The organism is Pullulanibacillus pueri, from assembly GCF_014639255.1.
Lineage (GTDB): Bacteria > Bacillota > Bacilli > Bacillales > Sporolactobacillaceae > Pullulanibacillus > Pullulanibacillus pueri.
On record NZ_BMFV01000011.1, the window covers coordinates 13,695 to 38,158 of the forward strand.

The window sequence follows — 24,464 nt, forward strand, 5'->3', positions numbered from 1 at the left end:
CTCTCATTCATTTAGCCCCTTATGATATTTGTTTTCAATTCTTTTGACAACCTTCTCAAAAGAATCGGGTTTGAGAAATTCAACAGGAGAGTAGCCCTTATTAAATACGACCGAATCACTTTCAATCATCATGACGTATTTTCCATTGAGCTTAGCGAGATGAACAGTCTCACCAAAATCGGATAGTAACGCTTTAACGAAGACATGGTCTAAATTGACTTTTAGATCAAGGTCGGGTTTTTGTTCAACTAATGTGGCCGTGGCCTCTTGAACCTGATCGGTTGACCACGTTTCTTTTATTTCTCTCTCAGTACTTTCAGCCCAATCAGCGAGCATTGTCTCGTGCTGCTCTCGCTCTTCACTCTCGGCTTCAAAGCTTTCTTTAATATGCTCCTCAGCCATATTCAACATTTGGTTTTTGACAATTGTAGGCATCGATTCACCATATTCAACAAAACGAAGAAAGTCTTCAAAATAACGGGCATGAGAAGCTTGATGAAGCTTCAGCTCAGCCTCTTCAACCATGCCTTCTTCAGGCATAAAAGGGTACATAATGGACTTCATATTTTTCGTTGTTATCGCGCGATCAATATTTCGTATCAATGAGGATTCATCGGAAATGGAGGCTACTTTTGCTTCAAAATCACATTTTAGTATAAATACAAACGGTTCATCGAAGTATTTGTTTAATTTCGCCAAAGCTACAAGGAAAACGCCACCTCGAACCGCACTCGTATCTAAGTATGTGCGTACCATTTGTTCTGCCCCCTGCTTGAACTCCTCCAAAGATTCAGCATGTCGGATGGCTTGAAACTGATTAAAATTCGGATTGGAACTTAGCTCATGACCCGGTTCGACAATAAAGCGCCCAATTTTTGTAGGAACTTGCTCTGTCTTAGGATGACGATCAACTTTTCTTTTAGATATTTTAAGCAACTCACCATTTAAAAAGTCTTTTAATTGACTCTCTTCGTAACTCTGTTGATCAAGGGTTTGAAAATATTTAAAACTCTTTATCGCTTGCTCTTCATTTCCTTCAACATTGATGACAAAAAAAGAGAGGTAGATGATATCAAAATCCATAATTTCTCACCCTTACTTTTAAATCTTATTATATATTTCTTCTTAAAACAGAAACAAAAACTTCATGGTCCTTTGTCCAATGACTCTATTATAATATGAATGAAATATAAAGGAAAAGTTAAATCTAAAAGTAAACATCACTTTTATGTATGAAGGTATAAAGAAGAATCGATAGGATTTATAAGAATGTTTCTCTTCCTTAAGTTTGACCATTAGAAAACTTGGCCCATACTTCCCCGCTACGGCGACACTAAGCACGACTGATGAATAGGCGGCATACACCTTACACATTAAGGGCGTTGATAGACCTTAACGGCGAAAGCTAAAGTTGCAGTTATAAGGTCTTCCATTTAATTTTTATTTTCTAGCGTTATAAAAAATAGGCTGATCCTTTCAGCCTATATTAACTATAGCCTCTTAGATCAGCCTACTTAAATTCCTTTATTCTTATCTAAAGGTCCTATAAGATGTCAATGATGATGAGAATCGCAACAAGAATTTGGATTGCAATTTGTGCGGTCACAGCAACGTCAGTATCCGTTGTTGATACGCGAACACCTCTTGAATTTTCAATGATCGTTTTTTGTCTGTTAGATTGTCTCGTTACAGTGAGTTGAAGCAAATCTTGTAAAACTTGATCTTGATCGAAAGAGTCATCGCTCGCTATAGACACTTCAAGGATGACTGCAATTGCCACTTGTAAGGCTAATTGGATATTTACAGCAACCTCAGTTGATCTTGTGGTTACTTCAATGTCACACGAATCCTTCACTATAATAGTTTCATCGTTAGTTTGTGAAGTGGCACTCACTTGTTCACCATTTTGTCCTACAGTAGGATCAGATTCTAATGGATGTCTGCAATCGTCTAAAGCTGACCATCTCTTAGTTTCGTGGCAATCAGAATAATTAGTTTCATTAAATAAACTCATTTAGATTCCTCCTAAATTAATAATCACATATTTTATAAAATGAAAAGTGTTTTACATTCGTACAGGCAAAACTCCTAGAAACTCAAATTATTTTCTGCCCTTTTTTTTGCTCTCGGCTTTAGGCTCTTTTGTGTTATTAGGTACAGTTGTGGTTTTTTGAGCCGCTTGTGCTAAACTTTCGAGCTGCTTCTTAATGTCTTCAACCATACTTTTTAACTCAGCCTTTTTTTCATCGGATATAGGGGCTAAATTTTCTTTTTTGAATCCATGCTTTCTTAAAATTGTCCCCACTAAAGTAGTTGTTAAATTTTGGGATACTTCATTCACATTGTTTTGTTCATTCGAGTTTTCGGCCATACATTTCCCTCCTAACGTGTTTATATAACATCCTATGCAGCAACCGATGTTTTGGAATGTAAAAATACTAGACGAACCCCCATTTTTAATGAACCTGCGCAGAAACGGGTGAATAACTATTAAACTTGCCTAATAGGAACTCTTGTAAAAGGAAAATCGCTAGGCTACATCACAGTAAAGACTTGACGTTAGTTTACCCTCATTACCGGTTTTTGGTAATATAAAAAAAGCACCGCAAAAGTTGAACTTTTTGCGATGCTCTCACGAATATAGGTAGGTGATTTTTATATCAGGTCTGGTGCTCATAGAGTCTCTTTTTACTGAATTACCTTTCCACGCTTCTGACGAAGGACTAAAAAGAAGTAAATAAGGAGCGCGCCAACATCACAGGTCGCGATCACACTGGCCATTGGTACGGCTGTCTCACTACCACCGATACCTACAAGTGGCGACGTTATTGACCCCAAAATAAATGGCATGAGGCCAAGGAGAGCCGAGGCACTTCCTGCTGATTGGCCGTGATTTTGCATGGCAAGTGAAAAGCAGGTTGTCGAAACAATCCCTACGCACGCTACCACAAAAAAGAGTGACGGTATAAATAAACCAAGTCCCACACCACTAAGTGCCCCAACTAGAAGTAGTATACAGGTGACAGTGACAATGCATAGCCCTGTTAACAACATCTTAGATTCCTTAATCCTCCCAGCCAATCGACCCGTAGATTGGGTGGCAATAATGATTCCTACCCCATTCATGGCAAAAATAAAACTATAGACTTGAGGTGATGCACCAAAAACATCTTGAATCACAAAAGGCGATCCTGAAATATAGGCAAACATCGCCCCCATCACTAAAGCTTGAGAAAAAACATAACCCATAAATATACGATCCTTTAATAAAGATCCGAAATTAAGGAAAGTCGCTTTTAAACCACCTTGAAACCGTCTTTCCTTTGGTAAGGTTTCAGGCAGTCCAAAAATGACTGCGAGAAGCATTATAATTCCAATGATCGTCAGCACAATAAACACCCCTCGCCAGGAGGTTACTTTAAGTAAAAAACCACCTGCAACCGGCGCAAGAATAGGTGCTGCACCGTTTACGAGCATTAGAAGCGAAAAAAACTTCGTCAATTCTGTTCCAGAATATAAATCACGTACAGCTGCTCGGGCAATGACAATGCCAGCAGACCCTGTAACCCCCTGGATGAAACGTAAGATTATTAAAAGCCAAATCGATGGCGATAGCGCACATGCAAACGAAGTAATGGTATAGAGGACAAGTCCTATAATTAAAGGCAATCGCCTCCCCCGTACATCACTTAAGGCACCATTAAATAATTGACCAGACGCCAACCCTAACAAAAATGCTGTTAACGTCAGCTGCGCCATCGATGCAGTCGTATGTAAATCCCCTTTTAAAATCGGTAAAGATGGAAGATACATATCAATAGAAAGCGGACCGAAAGCAGCTAAAGCACCTAAGATTAAAGCAAACCTCATCCGACGTTCCTTTGTTATTTCTAATGGCTGCCCACCACGACTTTCAAGCGTTTCCTTCATCCCTTTAACCTCTTCTCTCCTCAAGTAACACGCTCACGATCTGTCGTCTTTATACAATTTCAATTGGTAATTCCCTTCCCACCAAGAGTTTACACTTCCTAAATCTAAGCGTTTCCCTTCAAATAATAGCCCAAAAGCTTTCCCAGCTTGAGCAAGACGATTAAGATAGCTTGTCAGCGGTATCTCACTATTTGTCTCTTCAAAAATATCCTCAGCCAATAATGCCAAAAGGTCATTAGATAAAATGTAACGACCAATCGAGGTGTAAGGGGAGACTGGGTGCTGAGGTTTCTCAATCATTTCATGAATTTGCACCAGGGACTCTCCATATGCCTCAATACGGAGTGCATTATACTTTTTGATCTTTTCATGCGTGGTTTCTTCCACACCTGTAACGAGAGAAGCCGGTACCTGTTCATAGACTTGCATTAATTGTTGAATACACGGCTGTTGACTGATAATGACTTCATCCGCCAGAAACAGGGCAAAGGCCTCCTTTTCAATAAAGTCCTTGGCAAGTAGTACTGCTGGTCCCGTCCCGTTTAAACTTGGCTGATATATAAAGTGAATATCCTTCTCTTGTGCATAGTAGGATTCAATGAGATGATGTTGAAAATGAACAACAATGAATATATCCTCAATACCAGAGGTCCGTGCTTCTTCAATGATATGATCAAGGATCGGACGATCGACTAAAGGTAACAGAGGTTTGGGTATTACCTTTGTCATTGCGCCCATTCTACTGCCCCGTCCAGCTGCTAAAATAACTGCTTTTTTTATCGTCATAAAGAAACCCTTCCTTCATGAACTGCTAGATTCAAAGCCCCTTATAAGATCGTTATGATGACTGTTGAGTCGTATTCCCTTGATGAAATTGACTATAGTAGAGTTCAGCATAAAAACCTTCCTTATTAAGCAGGTCTTTGTGATTCCCTTGCTCAATCACAGTTCCATTTTTCATCACAAGGATCACATCAGCATTTTGAATCGTCGATAATCGATGGGCAATGATAAAACTCGTCTTACCTTTTAAAAGATGATCCATCGCTTCTTGTATATGGATTTCCGTTCGTGTATCCACGCTACTTGTTGCCTCGTCTAAAATTAAGATGGTTGGCTGCGCCAAAATAGCGCGAGCAATGGTTAAAAGTTGTTTTTGTCCTTGGGATATGTTCGAAGCCTCTTCATTCAGTATTGTCTCATAACCGTCTGGAAGCGTGCGAATAAAGTGATCAGCACGGGCGGCTTTAGCCGCTTCAAAGATTTCCTTATCAGACACACGGTCGCGTCCATAGGCAATATTTTCTTTTATCGTGCCTTTAAAAAGCCATGTATCTTGCAAGACCATACCAAAAAGACTTCGTAATTCACCTCGCTTGATATGTGTTATATCCACACCATCTATCGTTATTTTCCCTTTCTGAATCTCATAAAACCGCATAAGCAAATTGACTAAGGTCGTTTTCCCTGCCCCCGTTGGCCCGACAATTGCAATCGATTGTCCACTTTTGACATCTAAATTCAAATCTTCAATCAGCGGCTCGTCTTCTTTATAACGGAAGCTCACCTGTTCAAAACGAACATCACCTTTAGGTGATGAAAGTGTCATTGCAGACGCTCCATCTAAAACCTCTTCTTGTTCGTCCAAGACTTCAAATACGCGTTCAGCGGAGGCAATTGTCGCTTGAATAATATTTGCAATATTAGCCACCTGGTTAATCGGTTGGGAAAATTGTCTAGCATATTGGATAAACGCTTGGATATCCCCGATTTGAATGGCTCCATGAGTCACAAGGATACCTCCGATAATACAAACAAAGACATAGCCGATGTTATTGACAAATGTCATAATCGGCATGATAACGCCAGAAATAAACTGTGCTTTCCAACCGGCTCGATAAAGGTCTTCATTAATGTGATTAAACTTCTCAACAGATTGTTTTTCATGGCCATAGGCTTTAACTACTTCATGACCTGTAAACATTTCTTCAACATGTCCATTAAGTAAACCTAAGTTTTTCTGTTGAGCCATAAAAAAGCGCTGAGAACGTTTCGTAATCGGTTGCAAGATAAAGAGACTAAGGGGGATCGTGCAAATCACGATTAATGTCATGAGCGGACTTATCGTGAGCATCATCACTATAATCCCTAACACTGTAACTACCGATTGAATCATCATCGTCAAGCTTTGTTGGAGTGTATTGCTGACGTTCTCCATATCATTAACGACACGACTTAACACATCTCCATGTGATTTTGAGTCGAAAAACTTTAAGGGTAAACGTGTAAGCTTGTGATTAACTTCTTCTCGTATATCATAAACCGTTTTCTGAGCAATACTGGCCATAATAAATTGTTGAATATAACTGAATAAAGAACTGACCAAATACAGACCTGCTAACAAGAGCACAATATTCAATATATAAGGAAAATCAATGCCTGCGCCAGGGGTGCCACTTAATTTCGCCATTAATCCTTCAAAAAGTTTTGTTGTCGCTTTCCCCATAATCTTAGGACTAGCAATGGTAAAAACGGTACTTAAAATGGTCGCAATTAGAACAGAGAACAAAGACCATTTATAGGGCTTTAAATAACCGACCAGACGCCGCAATGTTCCTTTAAAATCCTTCGCCTTTTGAACAGGCATTCCAGGACCATGATGTGGACCTCGTCTTGGCCCCATTCGAGATTGATGGTGTTTCTGTTCATTACTCATGCAATCCCCTCCCCTTTCATTTGTGAGGAGACAATCTCTTTATACACATCACAAGTTTGTAATAACGTCTTATGATTTCCAATACCACTCATTTTCCCTTCATCTAAAACAATAATTTGATCGGCATCAATGATCGTACTGACTCTCTGGGCAACGATGATGACCGTGGCTTCCTTCATCTCTTCTTTTAATGCAGAGCGAACAAGCGCATCTGTCTTATAATCCAAGGCTGAAAAACTGTCATCAAAGAGATAAATGTGTGACTCTTTGGCCAAGGCTCGTGCAACAGCAATTCTCTGCTTTTGTCCACCTGAAAGGTTGGTTCCGCCTTGTGTTAAAACCGTATCATAGCCGTCTTCTAGTCTTGAAATAAACTCAGTAGCTTGAGCGACACTGGCTGCTCTACGAATACTGTCTTCAGTTAGGGCTTCTTGGCTATATTTTATATTTTCCTTTATAGTTCCCGTAAATATGGCCGGCTTTTGCGGAATATAAGCCATGTGTTCCCTTAAGTCCTTCAATGAAAGACTTTGAATGTCCTTCCCATCCAATAAAATATGACCCTCTTCTATGTCATAAAAGCGTTCAATTAACTTTAATAAAGTTGACTTCCCTGAGCCTGTCCCACCAATGATGGCGGTCGTTTGCCCTGGCCTTGCTATAAAGGAAATGTTTGTAAGGGCCGGGCGTTCAGCGCCGGGATAGCTAAAAGTGACGTTGTCAAAGGTCAAAACGCCCTTAGCACTCTTGATTTGACCATCATTTTCCCTCTCAACTATAGATGGGGTAACGTTAAGCACCTCATGAATGCGCTGTGCTGACGCAGATGCTCTTGGAACCATCACAAAAATCATGGAGAGCATGATAAGAGAAAACATAATTTGCATCGCGTATTGTATAAATGCCATTAAATCTCCAACCTGCATATGACCATGATTAATTCTAATACTCCCAAACCAAATAATAGCAATGGTAGAAAAGTTAAGAATAAGCATCATGATCGGCATGAGAACCGCCATAATTTTGTTCACTTTGATGGCTGTTTCTGCTAGATCTCTATTAGCTTGTTGGAATCGACCCTCTTCAAACTCACTGCGATTGAACGCTCGAACCACACGGATCCCTGTTAGACGTTCCCTTAACACAAGGTTCATTCTATCTAACTTAGTCTGAATAAGCTTAAAAAGAGGCATCCCTTTTCTCATGACCGCCAATATGGCTACAATTAAAAAGGGCATTGCCCCAATCACAACTAGGGACAGCATAGCATCCTTAGAGACGGCTAAAATAATGCCACCAATACACATCATAGGGGCCATAATCATAATGCGCAGAATCATAACATACACCTGTTGAACTTGCAGAATGTCGTTCGTTGTCCTTGTGATGAGAGAAGCAGCCCCTATTTGGTCAAACTCTTGAAGTGAGAAGGTTTCAACATGAGAAAACATTGTCTTTCTTACATCTCGACCAAACCCTGTTGCTGTTTTTGCAGAGAAAAAACTCGCTAGGATAGAAAAAACAACGGCTACTACAGTGATTCCAAGCATAATGGCACCAATTCTAAGTATGTAAGGAATATCTTGATTGACAATGCCTTTGTCCACGATGTCTGACATTAAAGTTGGAAGGTACAAATTTGAAAACGATTGTAAAAATACAAAAAAGAGAACAGCAATGATAAGCCCTTTGTAAGGCTTTAAAAATTTAGCTAGTTTCAGCATTATTCATCCATTCCAATCTGCCTTCATCTATTTTTAGGCTGTCTATTATCCATTATCTACTTTATCATAGATACCCCAAGAATTCCTCACCCCTTCTCTACTGTTTTCCAAGTGATAATGTAAAAGCCACAACTCTCTTTTTTTCAGCAGATGATAAGAGCTTTGACAATGGTAAACAAACGTTGATAAAACAACCACCTGACCTTCTCAGCCAAGTGGTTGTTTTTTCTTGTATGTTCACAGTCCTTCTACTGTCACTCCAAAAGAATCGATTTTTAATTGTTCAATTTGAAAATAAGGAAAAGCTTCATTGAGTTGTGGAATAACAAAGGTCTCTGTTCCTGGCTTAATAAAACACATCAATGCAGGACCTGCACCACTCAGTGCTACACCATATATATCCTGATCATGATGCATGGCATAGTCCATAATCTCTTTTAGATACGGGACAATCTTTGCACGATAAGGCTGGTGAAACACGTCTTTCGTCATCATTTTACCCGCTAATTCTAAATCCCCTGTAAGCAAAGCGGCAACCAAAACATTAGCAACACTAGAACCTTGAACAGCCTGACGAAATGAAAGAACCTCAGGGAGGACACTTCGAGATGTTTGCGTTAAAAGTTGGTGATCTGGAATTAACAGCAGAATATTGAAATCAACTGCCCCACAAGGGATAACAAAGGTTTCGTCATCATGATGTGTTCCAATCGTAACGCCACCATAAACCGAAGCGGCCGCATTATCAGGGTGACCTTCATACATACTGGCGATTCTTACCTTTTGAGAAGAGGCTAATGACAGGCTGTATAGGAGATTTGCAAGTTCAATGCCTGCTACAATCGCCGTGGCACTGCTTCCTAAGCCCCGCGCAAGCGGCAACTCTGTCTCTACTTCTACATGACAGGCTTTCTTTCCTTCATGTAGCCCTAAGGTTTTTAGTGTATAGGCAAAGGCTTTATAGATGAGGTTTTCTTTGCCATTCGGCAATTCCTCATAACCTGGTGTCTTATAAGTAAAAGACCAATCGCCTGAAGACGGGGTTGCTTCAAGCGTCATATAACGATTGACTGCGAGTCCAATTGAATCAAAGCCGGAGCCCAGGTTAGCAGTACTCCCAGGCACTTTAATGCGCCATTTCTCCATTAGCTTGCTCCTGATTTTGATTTTAAGAGATCAAGAAGTGCTTTTTCACTACTCTCGATGACTGTCGGTTTAACATCTACAGCTTCAATGGCCGTCGTTGGGTCCTTGAGGCCATTCCCCGTTAAGACCGCCACAATTTTACTGTCTTTGGCAATTTCACCTGTTGCCAATTGCTTTTTAATCCCAGCTATTGATGCACATGAGGCCGGTTCAGCAAAAATGCCCTCTGTTTGTGCCAATAATTGATAGGCTTCTAATATCTCGGCATCTGAAACCTCATCAATTTTACCCTGAGAGGAATGTGCTGCATCCACAGCTAATTCCCAACTGGCAGGATTTCCAATTCGGATGGCTGTGGCAATCGTTTCCGGATTAACAATGACTTGATTACGCACAATAGCCGCAGATCCTTCGGCTTCAAATCCACGCATTTGTGGCAATCCCGTCCCCTGCGATGCATGATATTCCTTAAACCCTTTCCAATAGGCTGAGATATTGCCAGCATTACCTACAGGAATGGCTAAAATATCTGGAGCTGAGCCTAACTGATCACAAACCTCGAAGGCCGCTGTCTTCTGCCCTTCTAGACGATAAGGATTAACCGAATTTACCAGAGTGATATTCTCAGATGCACTGATGTTGCGGACAATATCTAAAGCTTGATCAAAATTCCCACGTATTGCATAAATATCTGCCCCTAAAATTGTCGCTTGGGCCAGCTTACCAAGAGCAATTTTTCCTTCTGGAATCACAATAATCGTGTGTAATCCTGCACGGGTACCGTAAGCCGCTGCGGATGCCGAGGTATTTCCGGTTGACGCACAAATGATATGCTCACTGCCCGCTTCCTTTGCCTTTGCAACAGCCATTACCATGCCGCGATCCTTAAAGGAACCTGTAGGGTTTGCCCCCTCAAATTTCACATGAATTTCAACACCCCATTTTTCAGACAGTGTCTCAAGTGGAATGAGTGGCGTATTCCCTTCATGTAAAGTTAATTGAGGTGTTGCTTCAGTGATTGGTAAATAGTCTTGATAAGCGTTTAAAATGCCTCTCCACATGTTCATGTTCTTACTCTCCCTCTATTCGATAGCTTGAAATAACGTCATAAACAATATCGAATCCCTTAAGTTCTGATAATACTTGATTAAAAGCTGCACGATTTGTCTGGTGAGTGACCATGACAATTTCTGCCGCACCTTTTTCTTTTAATGGTTGTTGGATCAGTTTTTCTATACTAATGTGATAGTTTCCAAAAAGTGCTGAGACTTTTGAGAAAGCGCCTGCTTCGTCTTTTAAATAGAGACGTAAGAAATACTTTGAATAGACATCTTCATCATTTTTCAGTTCTGTCTTGTTATGAGGAAGAACAACACTTTGGCCATTCACACCCATACGCATATTTTGTACCACTGATATAAGATCAGAGACAACAGCTGTAGCTGTTGGCAATTGACCCGCACCCGGACCATAAAACATCGTTTCGCCAATGGATTCACCGTAGATATAAATAGCATTAAATTCATTATTAACCGAAGATAAGGGATGGTCACTGGGTAAGAGCGAAGGTTGGACACTAATTTCTACCCGTCCTTCATCCTTTTGGGCAATACCGATAAGTTTAATCGTATACCCCAACCGACCAGCGTAATCAATATCTTCCGAAGAAATATTGGATATCCCTTGAACTTGAACGTCTTTTAAATTAAATTTCATTGAAAAACCTAAAGTACTTAAGATTACCATTTTTCGTGCTGCATCGAGCCCTTCGACATCTCCGCTCGGATCAGCCTCAGCAAAGCCTAACGCTTGGGCATCCTTTAAGACCTCTTGATAATCAGCACCTTCCTTAGTCATTCGAGTGAGGATGTAATTGGTTGTCCCATTCACGATGCCCATCATTTTCGTAATACGATCGGAAGCAAGCCCTCCTACTAAGCTACGAATAATAGGGATGCCACCAGCGACACTCGCTTCATAATAGAGATCACAATCATGATTGGCGGCCGTCGTAAGAAGCTCGCCGCTGTATAGTGCAAGCAGATCTTTGTTTGCAGTAACCACATGCTTATGGTGATTCAGGGCGGATAGAATGTATTCCCGCGCCTCTTCGACACCTCCCATCACTTCAATAACGACATCGATCTCTGGATTCGTTGTCACATCCTCAACCGATTCTGTCAATAATTCTGTATCAACCTGCAAATCTCGTTTTTTATCCCTATCTCTGACAAGAATTTTCTGGATTTTTATGCCATAGCCTGTTCTTTGGATCAATTCTTCTTGATTCTTCTCTAGAATGCGATAGACACCACAACCGACTGTTCCAAAACCTAACAAGCCTACATTCACCTGATTTTTCACACCGATTCCTCCTTCAAAACAACATGAGAGGGTGTTCAAAGCATGCCAGAGATTCATTAGACATAAGCCCATTCAATGTTGTATCAGCTCTACTTTACATTTTGACCCTAATCTCTTTAAAGATGACTCTCTTTGTCCACTCACAGAATACATATGATTTTATTTCCGATACATGTATAGAGAATATTATAGTAATTTAATGCTTTTCAATCAAGAGAAAATTTTCTATTATTAGTAAGAGGAACTAAAAGAGTAGTGCTTTAAACTGTTATTTTTTCTTTAATTATTTAACCTATTAACGAAAAAATATGTTAGTCTATTAAAAAGTGTGATTATTTGAGTGATGATCCGTACAAACATGGAGGGAAATGCATGCTTAAGACTGTTTTATTTGATATTGATGGCGTATTACTAAGCGAAGAACGTTGTTTCGACGCTTCAGCTCTAGCGGTATGGGAGCTTCTACATAGCCCTCGGTATTTAGGGATTCACCCAGAGACCTTTACGCCTAACCCTGAGGAAGCATTGATCCGTCACATTCGTCAGGAAGTGTTTGACCATGAACATGTGCTGACTTTCATGAAATCCCGAGGGATGAATTCTAATTGGGATATGGTATTCCTCACCTTTAGCTATCATCTCATCCAACTGTTAGATCAAGTGCCAACAGAGATTCGATCACTGATTCTAGATCAAAAAGACGTTGATCGGGAAACGTTAAAAATGTTTGGTGCGGCCCTACCAAAAGAGGTGAACATCTCTTACTCTTCTTTTGTTATGGCATTTGCAAAAAGCAAAGGCACAAAACAAGATTTATTGCTTTACTTAAATGTCATCGCCAAAGAAAAATGGGGAGCTACTTTCGACCTTTTTTCTCGAAGTGGCCCACTATGGAAAATCGCCCAAGAAACCTATCAAGAATGGTATCTCGGTGATGCTTTTATTGAAACGTCGATAGAAAAAAAAGCCTATCAACCTGGAAAAACGGGTTTCTTACAAGAAGAAATACCGCTTGCCGAACCCGCCGCTCTCCAAGCACTCTTTCAATCGATCAAAGCAAAAGGACTGACGATTGGCATTGGAACAGGACGTCCTTATATTGAAAGCTATGAACCTTTAAAGGCGCTTGGGCTCTTAGACTATATTGACTCAGAGCGCTTAGTGACTTCAACGGATGTATTGCGAGCAGAGAAGGCTTACCCTAAGTACGCACCTCTAGGCAAACCTAACCCTTATTGTTATATTCATGGGTATTTTGGTCGTAATATTAATGTGAAGGAGATATTGGAGAAGCCACTCCCATTAGCCGAAGCCAATCAGCTCTTAATTATTGGTGATTCTTTAGCCGACTGCCTTGCCGCCCAAGAGATGGGCAGTCATTTTATTGCTGTACTTACGGGCCTCACAGGTGAAGACGCCCGTGCCGAATTTGAAGCTCATCAAGCTGAATTTATCCTCTCCAGTGTTCTTGATGTCGAATCCGTCATTAATAAACTTCTCGTGAATTAATAACCAAGGGTGATTGAACAGTCACCCTTACTTATTTACTGGTGTTACGTGACAATTCAACCAAAATAAAGGATTTAAATTCTAAATTTTCAGTTATTTAATTTCATTAAGGATTTGATGGAACCTTCTTATTGAGTACATGCACTGCTTTCACTCCCGTAGGTCTATAGGAAATGGCTTGATTCCCCATTTGTTTCCAACCATCTATAAATGATGTTCTGTTGACCTTACGATTCTTTTCACTACTTAAAGGATCGTTAAAATAGATCGAATCCTTATCATAACCCGTAACAAGAACCGAGTGTTCTTTATATGTAATCTCTATAGGCCCATCAGGAGTCTCCCATTCCTTCCAATAGTCTTTAGATAAAAAAGATTAAAGTAAAAAACACTTGCTTAAATATAAAAAAACGACCGATTGAAATGGTCGCTTATGGGCTTATTAAGTTAAATTGTTCTTTTTGCTTTCCCCATTGTATAGAAACATGGATCTCATCGGAAATAATTGGGCTGTTTCCCCCGCTTCCGATTTGAAGGGACTGTTCTTTGCTAAGGTCCAAAGTGCCATTGGATTTGGTCCTTGTATTTCCTTCTCTTACATTTAAATTGTATTTTACTTTATCTTTACGTTTTCCAGTAAAGGTTAAGACCCCTTTATTGCTTTGCACACTCTCATTGTATAAGTGACCGTTCTCACTCCATTGATGTACATAGTAATGTAATGTGTCCTCTCCTTTCCAATGCTTAGAGGAGCCGCTAAAGACTTTAACCTTGCCATCATTAAGCTCTTTAAAAATAATATTGTGAATATTAGGGAGTCGATTGAGCTTATTAAATTTTATTCTCCGTACAATATAAAGATTCCACGCCGCCTCTTTCTCCTGGACAATCGTTTCTTTTGTATTAGAAGCTGGTAAATAACTCAATTCTTCGTTGTCCGAAACTGTCATACGTTTAGGCGTTGAGTCAAACACGTAAAGATAGAGTCTGTCATCTTCATCCTGATTAACCAAATATTCAGTTGGTGTCACATTGGCTTTTTTATATTTTGTTGTATTTTGGTTAACTTGAGTAAGCACTATATCGTTATTTTCAAAAGCTTTTATAAGAGTATTGGCTGAATAATATTTCTCTTGATTATTTTCTTTATGAGTCATTTTATTTTCTTTCTCTTGTAGTAAATCCACCTTTTGACCATGGTGTCCCCGCGTCATGAAAATAAAATAAAGAACACAAGTTATCATTAAAATCAAACCTAAGCTAATCAACTTCTTTTTCATACCAGCCCCCCTTTTAGTCAACTTTTATTCCTTTTTACTATTAGTGAAAAAGCACACAGAACTCAGCTGTGTGCTTTGAATGAACTTTATTATAAATCTATTAATTTAACTTCTTGGATATGTTCTAGATTTTGCAAAGCGGTGATAGGGGTCGCATTTGCATTTTTGTCAATGGTGAGTACCATGATGGCACGTCCACCTATACTTTTACGTCCAACCTGCATTGAGCCGATATTAATTTCATGCTGTCCTAAAAGGGTTCCCACATGACCAATAAGACCCGGTAAATCGTGATGCTCGATATATAAGAGATGACCCTCAGTAGGAAGATCCACGGTATAGTCGTCGATCTTCACCATACGTGGCCCATAACCATTCAGTAATGTACCTGAAACAGAACGTTCTTCATGTTCAGTCGATATTTTGACATTAATGAGCCCAGTAAACCCATGGGAATTTTGTGTTCTTTTTACATTATAAATAAGACCTTTTTCTTTTACATAATAATTCACATTGACAGGGTTAATATGATCTCCCAAGAACTTAGCCAAGATACTTTGTAAAATACTGCGGGTTAAAGGCGCTGTTTCGATATCTGTAAGTTCACCCGAATAGGTTATTTCGATATCCTTTGGTGCTCCTTTGACTAATTGAACAACAGTAGATCCTAACTGCTCACTCAATTCATAATAAGGCTCAAGGGCTTTTCTCACTTGCTCTGATACTGCGGGGAGATTCACCGCATGCTGTGCAGGAACATTTCGAAAGACTTGCAAAATTTCATCACAGACAGCGACCGCAACTTTATCCTGTGCTTCAACAGTCGAAGCACCTAAATGAGGCGTTGCTATAACCTCATCTAATGTCAACAAGGGATGATCCTCGGGTGGTTCGTGTTCAAAAACATCAATAGCAGCGCCCGCTACTCGACCTTCTTTTATAGCCTCATATAAAGCCATTTCATCAATAATGCCGCCACGTGCACAATTGATTAAACGGACTTCCGACTTCATTTTCGCAAACGCTTCCGTACTTATGAGATGATGAGTTTCTTTGGTTAATGGCGTATGTACCGTAATAAAATCAGCCTGTGCATAAATATCATCCAACTCGGCCTTCTTCACACCCACTTTTCGGGCCCTTTCTTCTGTTAAAAAAGGATCATAAGCTAAAATCGTCATATTATACGCTTTTGCCCGCTTAGCCACTTCCATACCAATCCGACCAAAGCCGACAACACCAAAGGTTTTTTTGAATAACTCAACCCCTTTAAAGCTATTTCGATTCCACTTACCCTCTTTTAATGACTGATTAGCCGCTGGAATCTTTCTTGAGAGGGCGGTCATCATCGCCATGGTATGTTCTGCCGCCGAAATCGTATTGCCATCGGGGGCATTGATAACGAGAATCCCTGCCTTGGTGGCAGCCTCGAGATCAATGTTATCGACACCGACACCCGCTCTTCCAATAATCTTTAAACGTTTTGCTGCTTGAATCAAGTGAGCGTCGACCTGCGTCTGACTACGCACCACAAGACCATCATATTCACCGATAATCTTCTGTAATTCTTCAGGTGAAAGCCCCGTCTTTACAGTGACTTCAGCCTCAACAGCCTCATTCAATATAGATAAACCCGTTTCACTAATCGGATCGCTCACAAGGACTTTATAACTCATTTTTAAGAACCTCCTCTGCGGCTTTAGCTGCGGTGCCAAACGATACCGGGTAACCCATTTTAAATAAGGAGAATTCAAGCAAAATAAGTGTTTGTAACAATTCGGCAGGTGTGATGGCCCCCATATGCCCAATTCTAAAAATTTTACCTTTTAATCGTTTTTGTCCACCCGCAAGAACGAGGTTAAAAGTCTTCAATGCGGTTTGTCGCACAGCCTCACTGTCTAACGTTGCTGTTCCCTGTATCGCAGTTACCGTCGGAGACGCTTCTTCATCAGTTGTTAATAACGATAAACCTAAAGCTTGGCTTGCCGCTCTTGTCATTTTCATTAAAGTCTCATGCCTGCGAAAGACATTGTCCAGTCCTTCTTCCTCCATCATTCGCAAGGCTTCATCCAAACCATATATAAGTGAGAGGGCCGGCGTATATGGCGTCATGCCCTTTTCTGCATTTGTTTTATAAGCCTCAAGATTGAGATAAAAGCCTTTAGATGGTGTGCGCTCAACAGCCTTCCACGCGTTTTCGCTTAATGTGATAAAAGCTAGACCTGGTGGAAGCATAAAGGCTTTCTGCGAACCGGAAACAACAACATCCAGCCCGTCTTTATCCATGTTAACAGGTGTTCCTCCCGCTGAGCTTACGGTATCGACAATCACAAGTGCATCACTATTCTCGTGGATGACGCTTGCGAGGTCCCCGATTGGATTTAATACACCTGTCGATGTTTCACAATGCGTGACAAAAACAGCTTTAATATTTTTCTTTGACTTTAGAAATGTTTTCAGCGCATCAGGATGACACGCTCTTCCCCATTCAACCTCCAAACGATGAACAACAATCTGATATGCTTCACAAATATCGGCAAACCGCGCACCAAAATTACCTGTGACAACGACAACCACTTCATCACCTGGTGCTACAGTATTGACAACCGCTGCTTCCAAAGCCGACGTCCCACTCCCGGTTAAGAGAAAGATCTCTTGACTTGTCCCAAAAATCGGCTTCAATCGTGGTGTAACTGATTGGAAAAGTTCACTAAACCCTTTACCACGATGACCAATCATCGGTTGCGACATGGCTTTCTGCACCTGTTCAGGTATAGGTGTTGGACCAGGGGTTCTCAATATTTGTGATCGATTAATAATCATAGTGTGCCTCCCCAACATGGATATAATTTTATTAGAAAAACTTGGCTTACCGCTTGATAAATGACGGAAGTCAAAAGTTTTTTACCCTTTTTATGGCCTTCAATGGCTGAATAATAAGTAATAAGCTTTTATAATTATTTACATCCCTCTAAATATTTTACGAAAATCAGGTCATTCGTTATTTTTAGTCAATTTTAGCAATATCCTTTTATACTGTAAAGAGGAAAAGTAAAAATAATAAGTGACAAAAAAAGGAGCAAAAATAACGTTGAGATGATATTGTTTTTAATTCCTTTTATTTTTTATCCACTAGGCGTTTCTAATCACAAAACATGTCAAAAATTGAGTGAAGCAAATTTAATCAAGCGTCTATAACGAAATGTCTGCCGCTGCATACGATATAGTATCAATGAAAAGGAGTTGATTTTAACATGTCCTATGGTGCAGGTGCAGGCTATGGCGGTGGCGCAGGATTCGCCTTAATCGTCGTATTGTTTATCTTGTTGATTATTGTTGGTACTGCTTACGTTTACTAAGGCGTTATATTTAAAATGACAAGGGCCATCCCCCTTGTCATTTTTTACGTTACAAAGCTTTGTACAGGTTCAATTTAATTTGGACAAACCTTAAGAATAGAGAATGATCAGAGAAACCAATGACTTTCTAAGTCAAAGAGCCTTTATGAATGTAGAGCATTGACCTGTCAATTACAAGACACTGAAAAAGAAAAATCCACGGTTTCTTACACCGTGGATAGAGATTCAGGACTAATAAAAACCACCATAGCCAAAGCCACCATAGGGCCTAAAGGCAGCAATGCTTCCAAGCGCTACACCAGTAAAACCACCTAAAAGGCCACCAGCAAATGCGCCCCAGGCAAATAATCCTGGCCCTTGATTTCCCGCGGCCATGTTATCAAAGGGGCGTAAATACACATGTGTGCGGTCAACACCATGAACAATCCCTCTATGCACAATCCCTTCATGAGTTGTTATTTCAACAGGACGATTAATATGCTTTTGACAATGATTAAAATAATATTCTGCGGACATCCTCTCTCTCCTTTCATTCTGATCTACTGAACTTCTCGATAGCTTGTGAGGACTAGAGGATATTTTAGTTCCCTTTAATCATTATCATATGTTTGTCTTGCTGATATCTGAAGGGCAGGTGTGGAGGGCGAATGCCGTTTTTTAAGGATAAAAAGACATTCTAGTGATCCCCTGTTGATTCAGCAATAACTGCTGTGTTTACTCGGCATGCTTCTTCTTCTGCTACTCACATCTCTACTGGTGCTTGTATTCCCAAAAGTCTTAACCCTTCTTTAATAACCAGGATAGTAGCTCGGGTCAACCCTAGCTTTGCTTTGCTCTCTGCTCCACCCAAGATACGTGTATGGGCGTAATAATGATTAAATGCCTGAGCGATTTTAAAGAGGCTTTTGGCAACAGTAGACGGGTCACGCTCTTCGAATGCTACCTCAATTGTATGGGGGAACCATGCAAGCAACTTAACAAGTTCCCAAGATGGATCATCTTCAAGCCCATCTTCGATAACGCTAGGCTTGACCTTGGCTTTTCTTAGTATTGAACACCCACGAGCATGCGTATATTGTAAATACGGCCCTGTATTGCCTTCAAACTTTAGCATTTCTTCAAGAGAGAATTCAACGTCATTGCGACGATAGTGTTTTAGATCGTGATATATGACAGCACCAACGCCAACTTGTTCTGCAATGATCCTACGCGCCTCCAATTCAGGGTTCTTCTCCTTGATACTATGATCTGCTCTCTCAATGATCTCCTTTAAAACCTGTTCTAAAAGAACAACCTTGCCTTTTCGTGTTGACATCTTCTTTCCATCCTTAAGAATCATCCCAAAAGGAATATGCTCCATATCATCTGCCCAAGAATAGCCCATTTTAGAAAGCACGCTTTTCACTTGATTAAAGTGTAGGGTTTGTTCATGACCAACAACGTAAAGTGATAGGTCAAAGTGATAATGCTGTTTTCTATACAACGCCGATGCTAAATCTCTTGTGGCGTATAACGTGGCGCCATCCTGCTTTTTAATGAGTGCTGGCGGAAGATCCTGATCCTCCAAACGTACGACCATGGCACCCTCTGAGGCTTCAAGCAGTCCCTTATTTTGTAATTCAGTGACCACCGCCTCCATCTTATCATTATAAAAGGACTCTCCATTCATAGAGTCAAAGGTGACATTTAAGAGTGTATAAATCCGATTGAATGCAGCTAATGATTCTTCTCTAAACCATTCCCATAAGGCATGTGCTTCAGGATTGCCTAATTCTAATTCCTTAAACCAAAACCTCCCCTCTTGGTCAAGCTGAGGATCTAAGGTAGCTTCTTCGTGAAATCGTGTATAGAGTTTGAACAGTTCTCCAATTGGATCTCGTTTAACCGCGGCTTCATCACCCCATCTTTTATAGGCAGCAATTAACTTACCAAATTGCGTTCCCCAATCCCCAATATAATTGATTCGTATCACTTGATAACCGCATTTTTCAGCAATATGACTAATCGCCGAACCAATCACTGTTGATCGCAAATGCCCCATTGAAAAAGGTTTAGCAATATTTGGGGAAGAAAGATCAAAGGTAATGGTTTTACCCTTTCCAAAGGTATGTGAACCATACTTTTCTTGTTCATATAAAATGCGATTGATGGTCTCTTTTGTTGCTTCCTTTCTGTTAATAAAGGCATTAATATAAGGCCCTTTAGCCTCAAACTTTTTAAACGCTTTATGGTTGAGGGAAACGGCCAACTGTTCCGCGATGCTTTGTGGTGATTGCTTCAAGAGCTTCGCAAGTACAAAACAAGGAAAAGCTAAGTCTCCGTGCTGTGTAAATTTGGGAATCTCTATTTTTGTCATGATTTCTTCAGGTGAAAGAGCTTCACCTAAAGTTTTACTTAAAAGCTGCGCCCATTGTTGAATATAATACTCCATTTTGTTACCCTCCATTTTCTTTTATCTTTTCATCGCATTCCTATAAAGTGAAACCTTAATCAGTGAGGGTTTTTCCCTTCCCCACTGATTGTTAGTTAAACCAATCAAGGGCTAGCGTCCATTACTCCCTCTTAAACATCTTTGTATCACTTCATGTTTAGAAGACGGTAGCATCTGGATAAAAATACCTCTTAGTCAAATAGTCAAGTCATGAAGAATTGTAGCTAATGATAAGATTTCAAACGAAAAAGCGAGACTCAAAAAATCATAAAATGTATATTTCATATAGATTGCGACGTAACGGGTAGGTGGATTTCCGCTCCAGGTCGCTCGCATTCCACGGGCACGGCCTCAGCTAACTTGGGATTGATTATTTGTTTCCCAAGTGGATCTTCGGACTCGTGCTGTTCCCGTAGGAGTCTCGCGCCTTACGCTCCAAACCACTTGATTGCTAGAGATGTTTTTTGATAGGAAGACCAGACATCTTTGCTTTTTTCTCAAGGTGATATTAGCTAGGCGCAACTTAAATCAGATCATCTTAACTAGCGAAGGAAATACACGGAGACTCAAAAAATCGTAAAACACGATTTTTCTGCGAGGATTATTCTCCTAGCAGCCTTCCTTAGTCCTGCGGGAGCAGAGGCCTAGGTGAGACCCCGGAGCGCGGAGCGCGAGGAGGCTCACCAGCCGCCCGCGGAAAGCGTAGTGTATTTCCGTAGCGGTGATTATATGTTACGTCGCAATTTCCTTCTACTCTGAAAACATGACCCGTGAGAGTAACTCTCTTCTAGTAAACAGTTTTCGCATGAATAAGAGATACTGAAATGTGTTGTTAGCCTTCATATAATTGAACCAAAAATAAAAACTCCCGCCTCTTTAATAAAGAGACGAGAGTTTTTATATCTTCCCGCGGTACCACTCTGGTTGTTCTGAATATACCAGAACCCACTTTTACCTATAACGGCGGTACCCCGGCTCTACCTACAACATTCTATCAGTACAGCTTCTCCAAAGTCCGGTTCATCCTATTCCTATTCATCAGGCTTCCACCCACCCTGACTCGCTACAGAAAAAAATAGGACTACTCTCTTTTTCATTGAATTTCATTTTTTCCTAGTATTTATTCAGATTCTATACAAAATCGGTTATCTCTGTCAACAAAAAATTTATTTTTATCACTAACTCAGTAAATTACAGATTATTCATCACTATCTATTGGAAGCTTCACCTTTATAGTTGTCCCTTTTCCGACAACACTATCAATTTCCATTGATCCACCGTGACTTTTAATAATGCGATCACAAATCATTAACCCCAACCCTGTCCCTTTTTCCTTGGTACTGTAAAAGGGCTCTCCTAATCGCGCTAACCTTTCTTTAGGTATCCCATTGCCATCATCACTAAAGGACAAAAGAATACTTTGGTCTCTATTAAAGGACTGTGTCACACGGATATCGCCACCATTAGGTAAGGCCTCAATGGCATTCTTTAAAATATTTATAAATACTTGCTTCAGTTTATTAGGCTCGCATTTAATTGGGACTTCTTCAGATTCCGGTTTAAACTCGATACTCACATTATTAAGAATCGCTTGAGATTGCAACAAAGTCACTGTTCTATTCATGAGCTCAACCAAATCGACAGTTTCCTTAGAAACAACCTCGGGTTTTGCCAAAACAAGCAAATCACCTACAATCGTTTCAATGCGCTCAAGTTCTTGCATCATCACCCGTGAATACTTTGCCTCCATCTTCCCCTTAAGTAATTGCACAAACCCTTTGATTGTTGTCAGCGGGTTTCGTATTTCATGAGCAATACCTGCTGCCAAATGACCGATGACCGATAATTTTTCTGTTTGCTGTAAAAAATCCTCTGTTTTTCTTTGCTCAGTTATATCTGTAATCACAACTTGTAACGTTCGTCTTTCTTTATAAGACGTTGGGATAATATCAATTTCTGTTTCTCTTGTCTCATTATCCGTTCTAATAATAGTAATATTATTTAATTTAAGAGGTTCCCATGTCTCTTTTATTTTAGAAAATTCCCGTTTTAATAGGTTTGTCTGCGAATGATCGACGAACGAAAAGATGGAGCGACCGATGGCTTCACTCGCTTGTGTGATCCCCAACAACCTTTTGCCACTTTCGTTGATATAGATCCAATACCCTTCCTCCGACATAATACCAATGGTGTCGTGAGATTGTTCCACAAGGGTGCGATATTTATCTTCTTGTTCTTTTAATTCCTCTTCTACCCTCTTATACTCCGTCACGTCTCGAGTAATACAAAAACAAAGGGTATCCTCATTATCTTTGGGTTCTGTCACATTTTTACTATACTCCGTTTCTACCCATATATAATCCCCTACTTTTCTTTTCAGTCTATAAGACATTTTCCCGTTTGCCTGCTGACTCCTAAATTGCTCTGTTACTCTTTCACGATCCTGAGGGTGAATTAAGGAATAAAAAGACTGTCCATAAAGATCGTAAGGTGAATAATGAATCAATTTATGGAAAGAAGGTGATATGTATATAAACTCCCCACTAGAGAGATAATGGCGAGAAACCATTTCTGAAAAGTACTGATGATACAGTTGGGAATTTTCGAGCGTATGCTCTTTTGCTGCATTAGGATTTAGTTTATCCACACGATCCATCAAATGAGTCCTCCAATAACTACTTACTTGATGTCCATTATAGTAACCGCTATTAATAGAACGCTATAATATTATTTAATTATTATAACATGTGATAAAGTATATAAAGAGAGTAAAGATATTACAATTGAACTAAAGTTTCTCTTTAAGCCTTACTCTATCATAACAAAAAAACAATGCATATCAGGAGGTTATTTTGTGAACAAAGATTTTTTATTAGAGTTATTAAAAACACCTTCACCTTCAAGTCAGGAGATGGCTATTCAAAAGAAATGGATGACATACATAACTCCCTATGCCCATAAAGTGGAAACCGATGGTGCAGGTAATGTGATCGCGTCATTAAATCCAGATGCCGACTTTAAGGTGCTGCTTGCTGGTCACTGTGATGAAATTGGTATGGCCATTAAACGTATTGACGATGATGGTTTTTTACGCGTTGAAAAAATGGGCGGGATAGGCGCTAAACCTGCTATTGGCATGAAAGTAGAAATTCTTGGAAGTGGCAAACGGCTGACGGGTGTTATTGGCGCAAACGCTGAACACCATGGTGGAGTGAAAGATGACTTTGATTTTGATGATCTCTATATCGACTGTGGAGCAACATCGAAAGAAGAGATGGAGCAGTATGTTCAAGTGGGTGACTTAGCCGTCTATAAACGCTCACCAGAATTCTTAGAGAACAATCGACTAACAGGCCGCGGATTGGATAACCGAACAGGTGCCTTCATCGTTGCCGAAGTGCTCAGAAAACTTTCTGAAAAGAGCCCTAAAGTTGGCGTTTACGCTGTAAGCACTGTGAATGAGGAAACAAATATGGGTGGCGCCTACTTTGCAGCTGCCAATATCCAACCAACCTTCGCCATTGCCTGTGACGTTACATTCGCGACCGATTATCCTGGCGCAAATGACGGAAAATCAGTAGATGTCAAATTGGATGGTGGTCCCGTTCTTGCTAAAGGTGCTCCCATTAATATCAAAGTCAATAAGCTATTAGAGAAAACAGCACAAAACTTAAAAATGGATGTTCAATATGAATTAACGCCAAGAAATACGGGTACAGACGCTGATCGTATGCGTTTAACAGGTAAAGGTGTTCCCATTGCCTTGGTCTCTCTCCCCTTGCGTTATATGCATTCACCTGTTGAAACAGTAAGTATGAAAGATCTTGAACAAGAAATTGAACTATTGGTTGAAACGATCCTGAGTTTAAATGGGAATGAAAGTGTAAAACCTTTAGAAGACTAAGCAAAAATTTCGCTCATTTTCGTACAGATCCATCAACGGTTGCTTTAAATGGCATGAATTTAAAAAAATAAACAGCACTTCTCCAAAAATGATGGAGAAGT

20 protein-coding genes and 1 other annotated feature are annotated in these 24,464 nt (G+C 40.1%); of the genes, 3 read left to right on the forward strand and 17 right to left on the reverse strand.

Translation table 11 applies throughout. The features are described 5' to 3' along the window. Positions 1-3: 3 nt before the first annotated feature. The 10 genes from IEV91_RS08595 to IEV91_RS08640 form a co-directional block, all read right to left on the reverse strand. Positions 4-1,083, reverse strand: coding sequence for a DUF3900 domain-containing protein (locus tag IEV91_RS08595; RefSeq protein WP_188497020.1), 1,080 nt, complete (start codon positions 1,081-1,083; stop codon positions 4-6). Positions 1,084-1,543: 460 nt separating this feature from the next. Next, the gene (locus tag IEV91_RS08600; RefSeq protein WP_188497021.1) at positions 1,544-2,014 is read right to left on the reverse strand and encodes a spore coat protein; all 471 of its coding nucleotides are present in this window, start codon (positions 2,012-2,014) and stop codon (positions 1,544-1,546) included. Between the two features lie 87 nt (positions 2,015-2,101). Further along, on the reverse strand, positions 2,102-2,371 hold the full coding sequence (locus IEV91_RS08605; protein ID WP_188497022.1) for a hypothetical protein: 270 nt from the start codon (positions 2,369-2,371) through the stop codon (positions 2,102-2,104). Between the two features lie 317 nt (positions 2,372-2,688). Next, positions 2,689-3,930, reverse strand: a complete 1,242-nt coding sequence (locus IEV91_RS08610) for a multidrug effflux MFS transporter (RefSeq protein WP_188497023.1) — start codon at positions 3,928-3,930, stop codon at positions 2,689-2,691. A 33-nt stretch (positions 3,931-3,963) separates the two neighbouring features. Next, on the reverse strand, positions 3,964-4,716 hold the full coding sequence (locus IEV91_RS08615; protein ID WP_188497024.1) for a sugar phosphate nucleotidyltransferase: 753 nt from the start codon (positions 4,714-4,716) through the stop codon (positions 3,964-3,966). A 52-nt stretch (positions 4,717-4,768) separates the two neighbouring features. Then, the gene (locus IEV91_RS08620) at positions 4,769-6,646 is read right to left on the reverse strand and encodes an ABC transporter ATP-binding protein (protein WP_188497025.1); all 1,878 of its coding nucleotides are present in this window, start codon (positions 6,644-6,646) and stop codon (positions 4,769-4,771) included. After that, the gene (locus IEV91_RS08625) at positions 6,643-8,370 is read right to left on the reverse strand and encodes an ABC transporter ATP-binding protein (protein ID WP_188497026.1); all 1,728 of its coding nucleotides are present in this window, start codon (positions 8,368-8,370) and stop codon (positions 6,643-6,645) included. The genes IEV91_RS08620 and IEV91_RS08625 overlap by 4 nt, the downstream gene beginning before the upstream one ends. A 237-nt stretch (positions 8,371-8,607) precedes the next feature. Then, a complete protein-coding gene (thrB, locus tag IEV91_RS08630) occupies positions 8,608-9,516 on the reverse strand; it encodes a homoserine kinase (RefSeq protein ID WP_188497027.1) in 909 nt (302 codons plus the stop codon). Continuing rightward, entirely contained in the window at positions 9,516-10,583 is a 1,068-nt protein-coding gene (gene thrC, locus IEV91_RS08635; RefSeq protein WP_188497028.1) for a threonine synthase, read from the reverse strand. Before thrC ends, thrB begins: the two co-directional genes overlap by 1 nt. A gap of 4 nt (positions 10,584-10,587) precedes the next feature. Next, the gene (locus IEV91_RS08640; RefSeq protein ID WP_229745484.1) at positions 10,588-11,880 is read right to left on the reverse strand and encodes a homoserine dehydrogenase; all 1,293 of its coding nucleotides are present in this window, start codon (positions 11,878-11,880) and stop codon (positions 10,588-10,590) included. Positions 11,881-12,252: 372 nt separating this feature from the next. On the opposite strand from IEV91_RS08640, the gene IEV91_RS08645 reads away from it, so the two are divergent. Beyond that, a complete protein-coding gene (locus IEV91_RS08645) occupies positions 12,253-13,389 on the forward strand; it encodes an HAD family hydrolase (RefSeq protein WP_188497030.1) in 1,137 nt (378 codons plus the stop codon). Positions 13,390-13,495: 106 nt separating this feature from the next. Here IEV91_RS08645 and IEV91_RS08650 read toward each other — a convergent pair whose 3' ends face one another. From IEV91_RS08650 to IEV91_RS08665, 4 genes are all read right to left on the reverse strand, one after another. After that, complete coding sequence (locus IEV91_RS08650) at positions 13,496-13,714, reverse strand: C39 family peptidase (RefSeq protein WP_188497111.1); 219 nt, start codon at positions 13,712-13,714, stop codon at positions 13,496-13,498. A gap of 106 nt (positions 13,715-13,820) precedes the next feature. Continuing rightward, the gene (locus tag IEV91_RS08655) at positions 13,821-14,669 is read right to left on the reverse strand and encodes a hypothetical protein (RefSeq protein WP_188497031.1); all 849 of its coding nucleotides are present in this window, start codon (positions 14,667-14,669) and stop codon (positions 13,821-13,823) included. A gap of 89 nt (positions 14,670-14,758) precedes the next feature. Then, positions 14,759-16,345: a phosphoglycerate dehydrogenase gene (serA, locus tag IEV91_RS08660; RefSeq protein WP_188497032.1), complete on the reverse strand. Its 1,587-nt coding sequence runs from the start codon at positions 16,343-16,345 to the stop codon at positions 14,759-14,761. Next, on the reverse strand, positions 16,335-17,492 hold the full coding sequence (locus IEV91_RS08665) for a pyridoxal-phosphate-dependent aminotransferase family protein (protein WP_188497033.1): 1,158 nt from the start codon (positions 17,490-17,492) through the stop codon (positions 16,335-16,337). Before IEV91_RS08665 ends, serA begins: the two co-directional genes overlap by 11 nt. A gap of 431 nt (positions 17,493-17,923) precedes the next feature. Here IEV91_RS08665 and IEV91_RS08670 point away from each other — a divergent pair, with 431 nt between their 5' ends. Then, on the forward strand, positions 17,924-18,028 hold the full coding sequence (locus IEV91_RS08670; protein ID WP_188497034.1) for a YjcZ family sporulation protein: 105 nt from the start codon (positions 17,924-17,926) through the stop codon (positions 18,026-18,028). 231 nt (positions 18,029-18,259) lie between these two features. Here the strand turns inward: IEV91_RS08670 and IEV91_RS08675 are convergent, their stop codons facing one another. From IEV91_RS08675 to IEV91_RS08685, 3 genes are all read right to left on the reverse strand, one after another. After that, on the reverse strand, positions 18,260-18,544 hold the full coding sequence (locus IEV91_RS08675) for an LSm family protein (RefSeq protein ID WP_188497035.1): 285 nt from the start codon (positions 18,542-18,544) through the stop codon (positions 18,260-18,262). A 226-nt stretch (positions 18,545-18,770) separates the two neighbouring features. Next, on the reverse strand, positions 18,771-20,459 hold the full coding sequence (gene argS, locus IEV91_RS08680) for an arginine--tRNA ligase (RefSeq protein ID WP_188497036.1): 1,689 nt from the start codon (positions 20,457-20,459) through the stop codon (positions 18,771-18,773). 880 nt (positions 20,460-21,339) lie between these two features. Further along, positions 21,340-21,565: a binding site (T-box leader), on the reverse strand. Between the two features lie 92 nt (positions 21,566-21,657). Next, entirely contained in the window at positions 21,658-23,115 is a 1,458-nt protein-coding gene (locus IEV91_RS08685; protein WP_188497037.1) for a PAS domain-containing sensor histidine kinase, read from the reverse strand. 255 nt (positions 23,116-23,370) lie between these two features. Here IEV91_RS08685 and IEV91_RS08690 point away from each other — a divergent pair, with 255 nt between their 5' ends. Beyond that, positions 23,371-24,363, forward strand: a complete 993-nt coding sequence (locus tag IEV91_RS08690; protein WP_188497112.1) for a M20/M25/M40 family metallo-hydrolase — start codon at positions 23,371-23,373, stop codon at positions 24,361-24,363. Positions 24,364-24,464 lie beyond the last annotated feature (101 nt).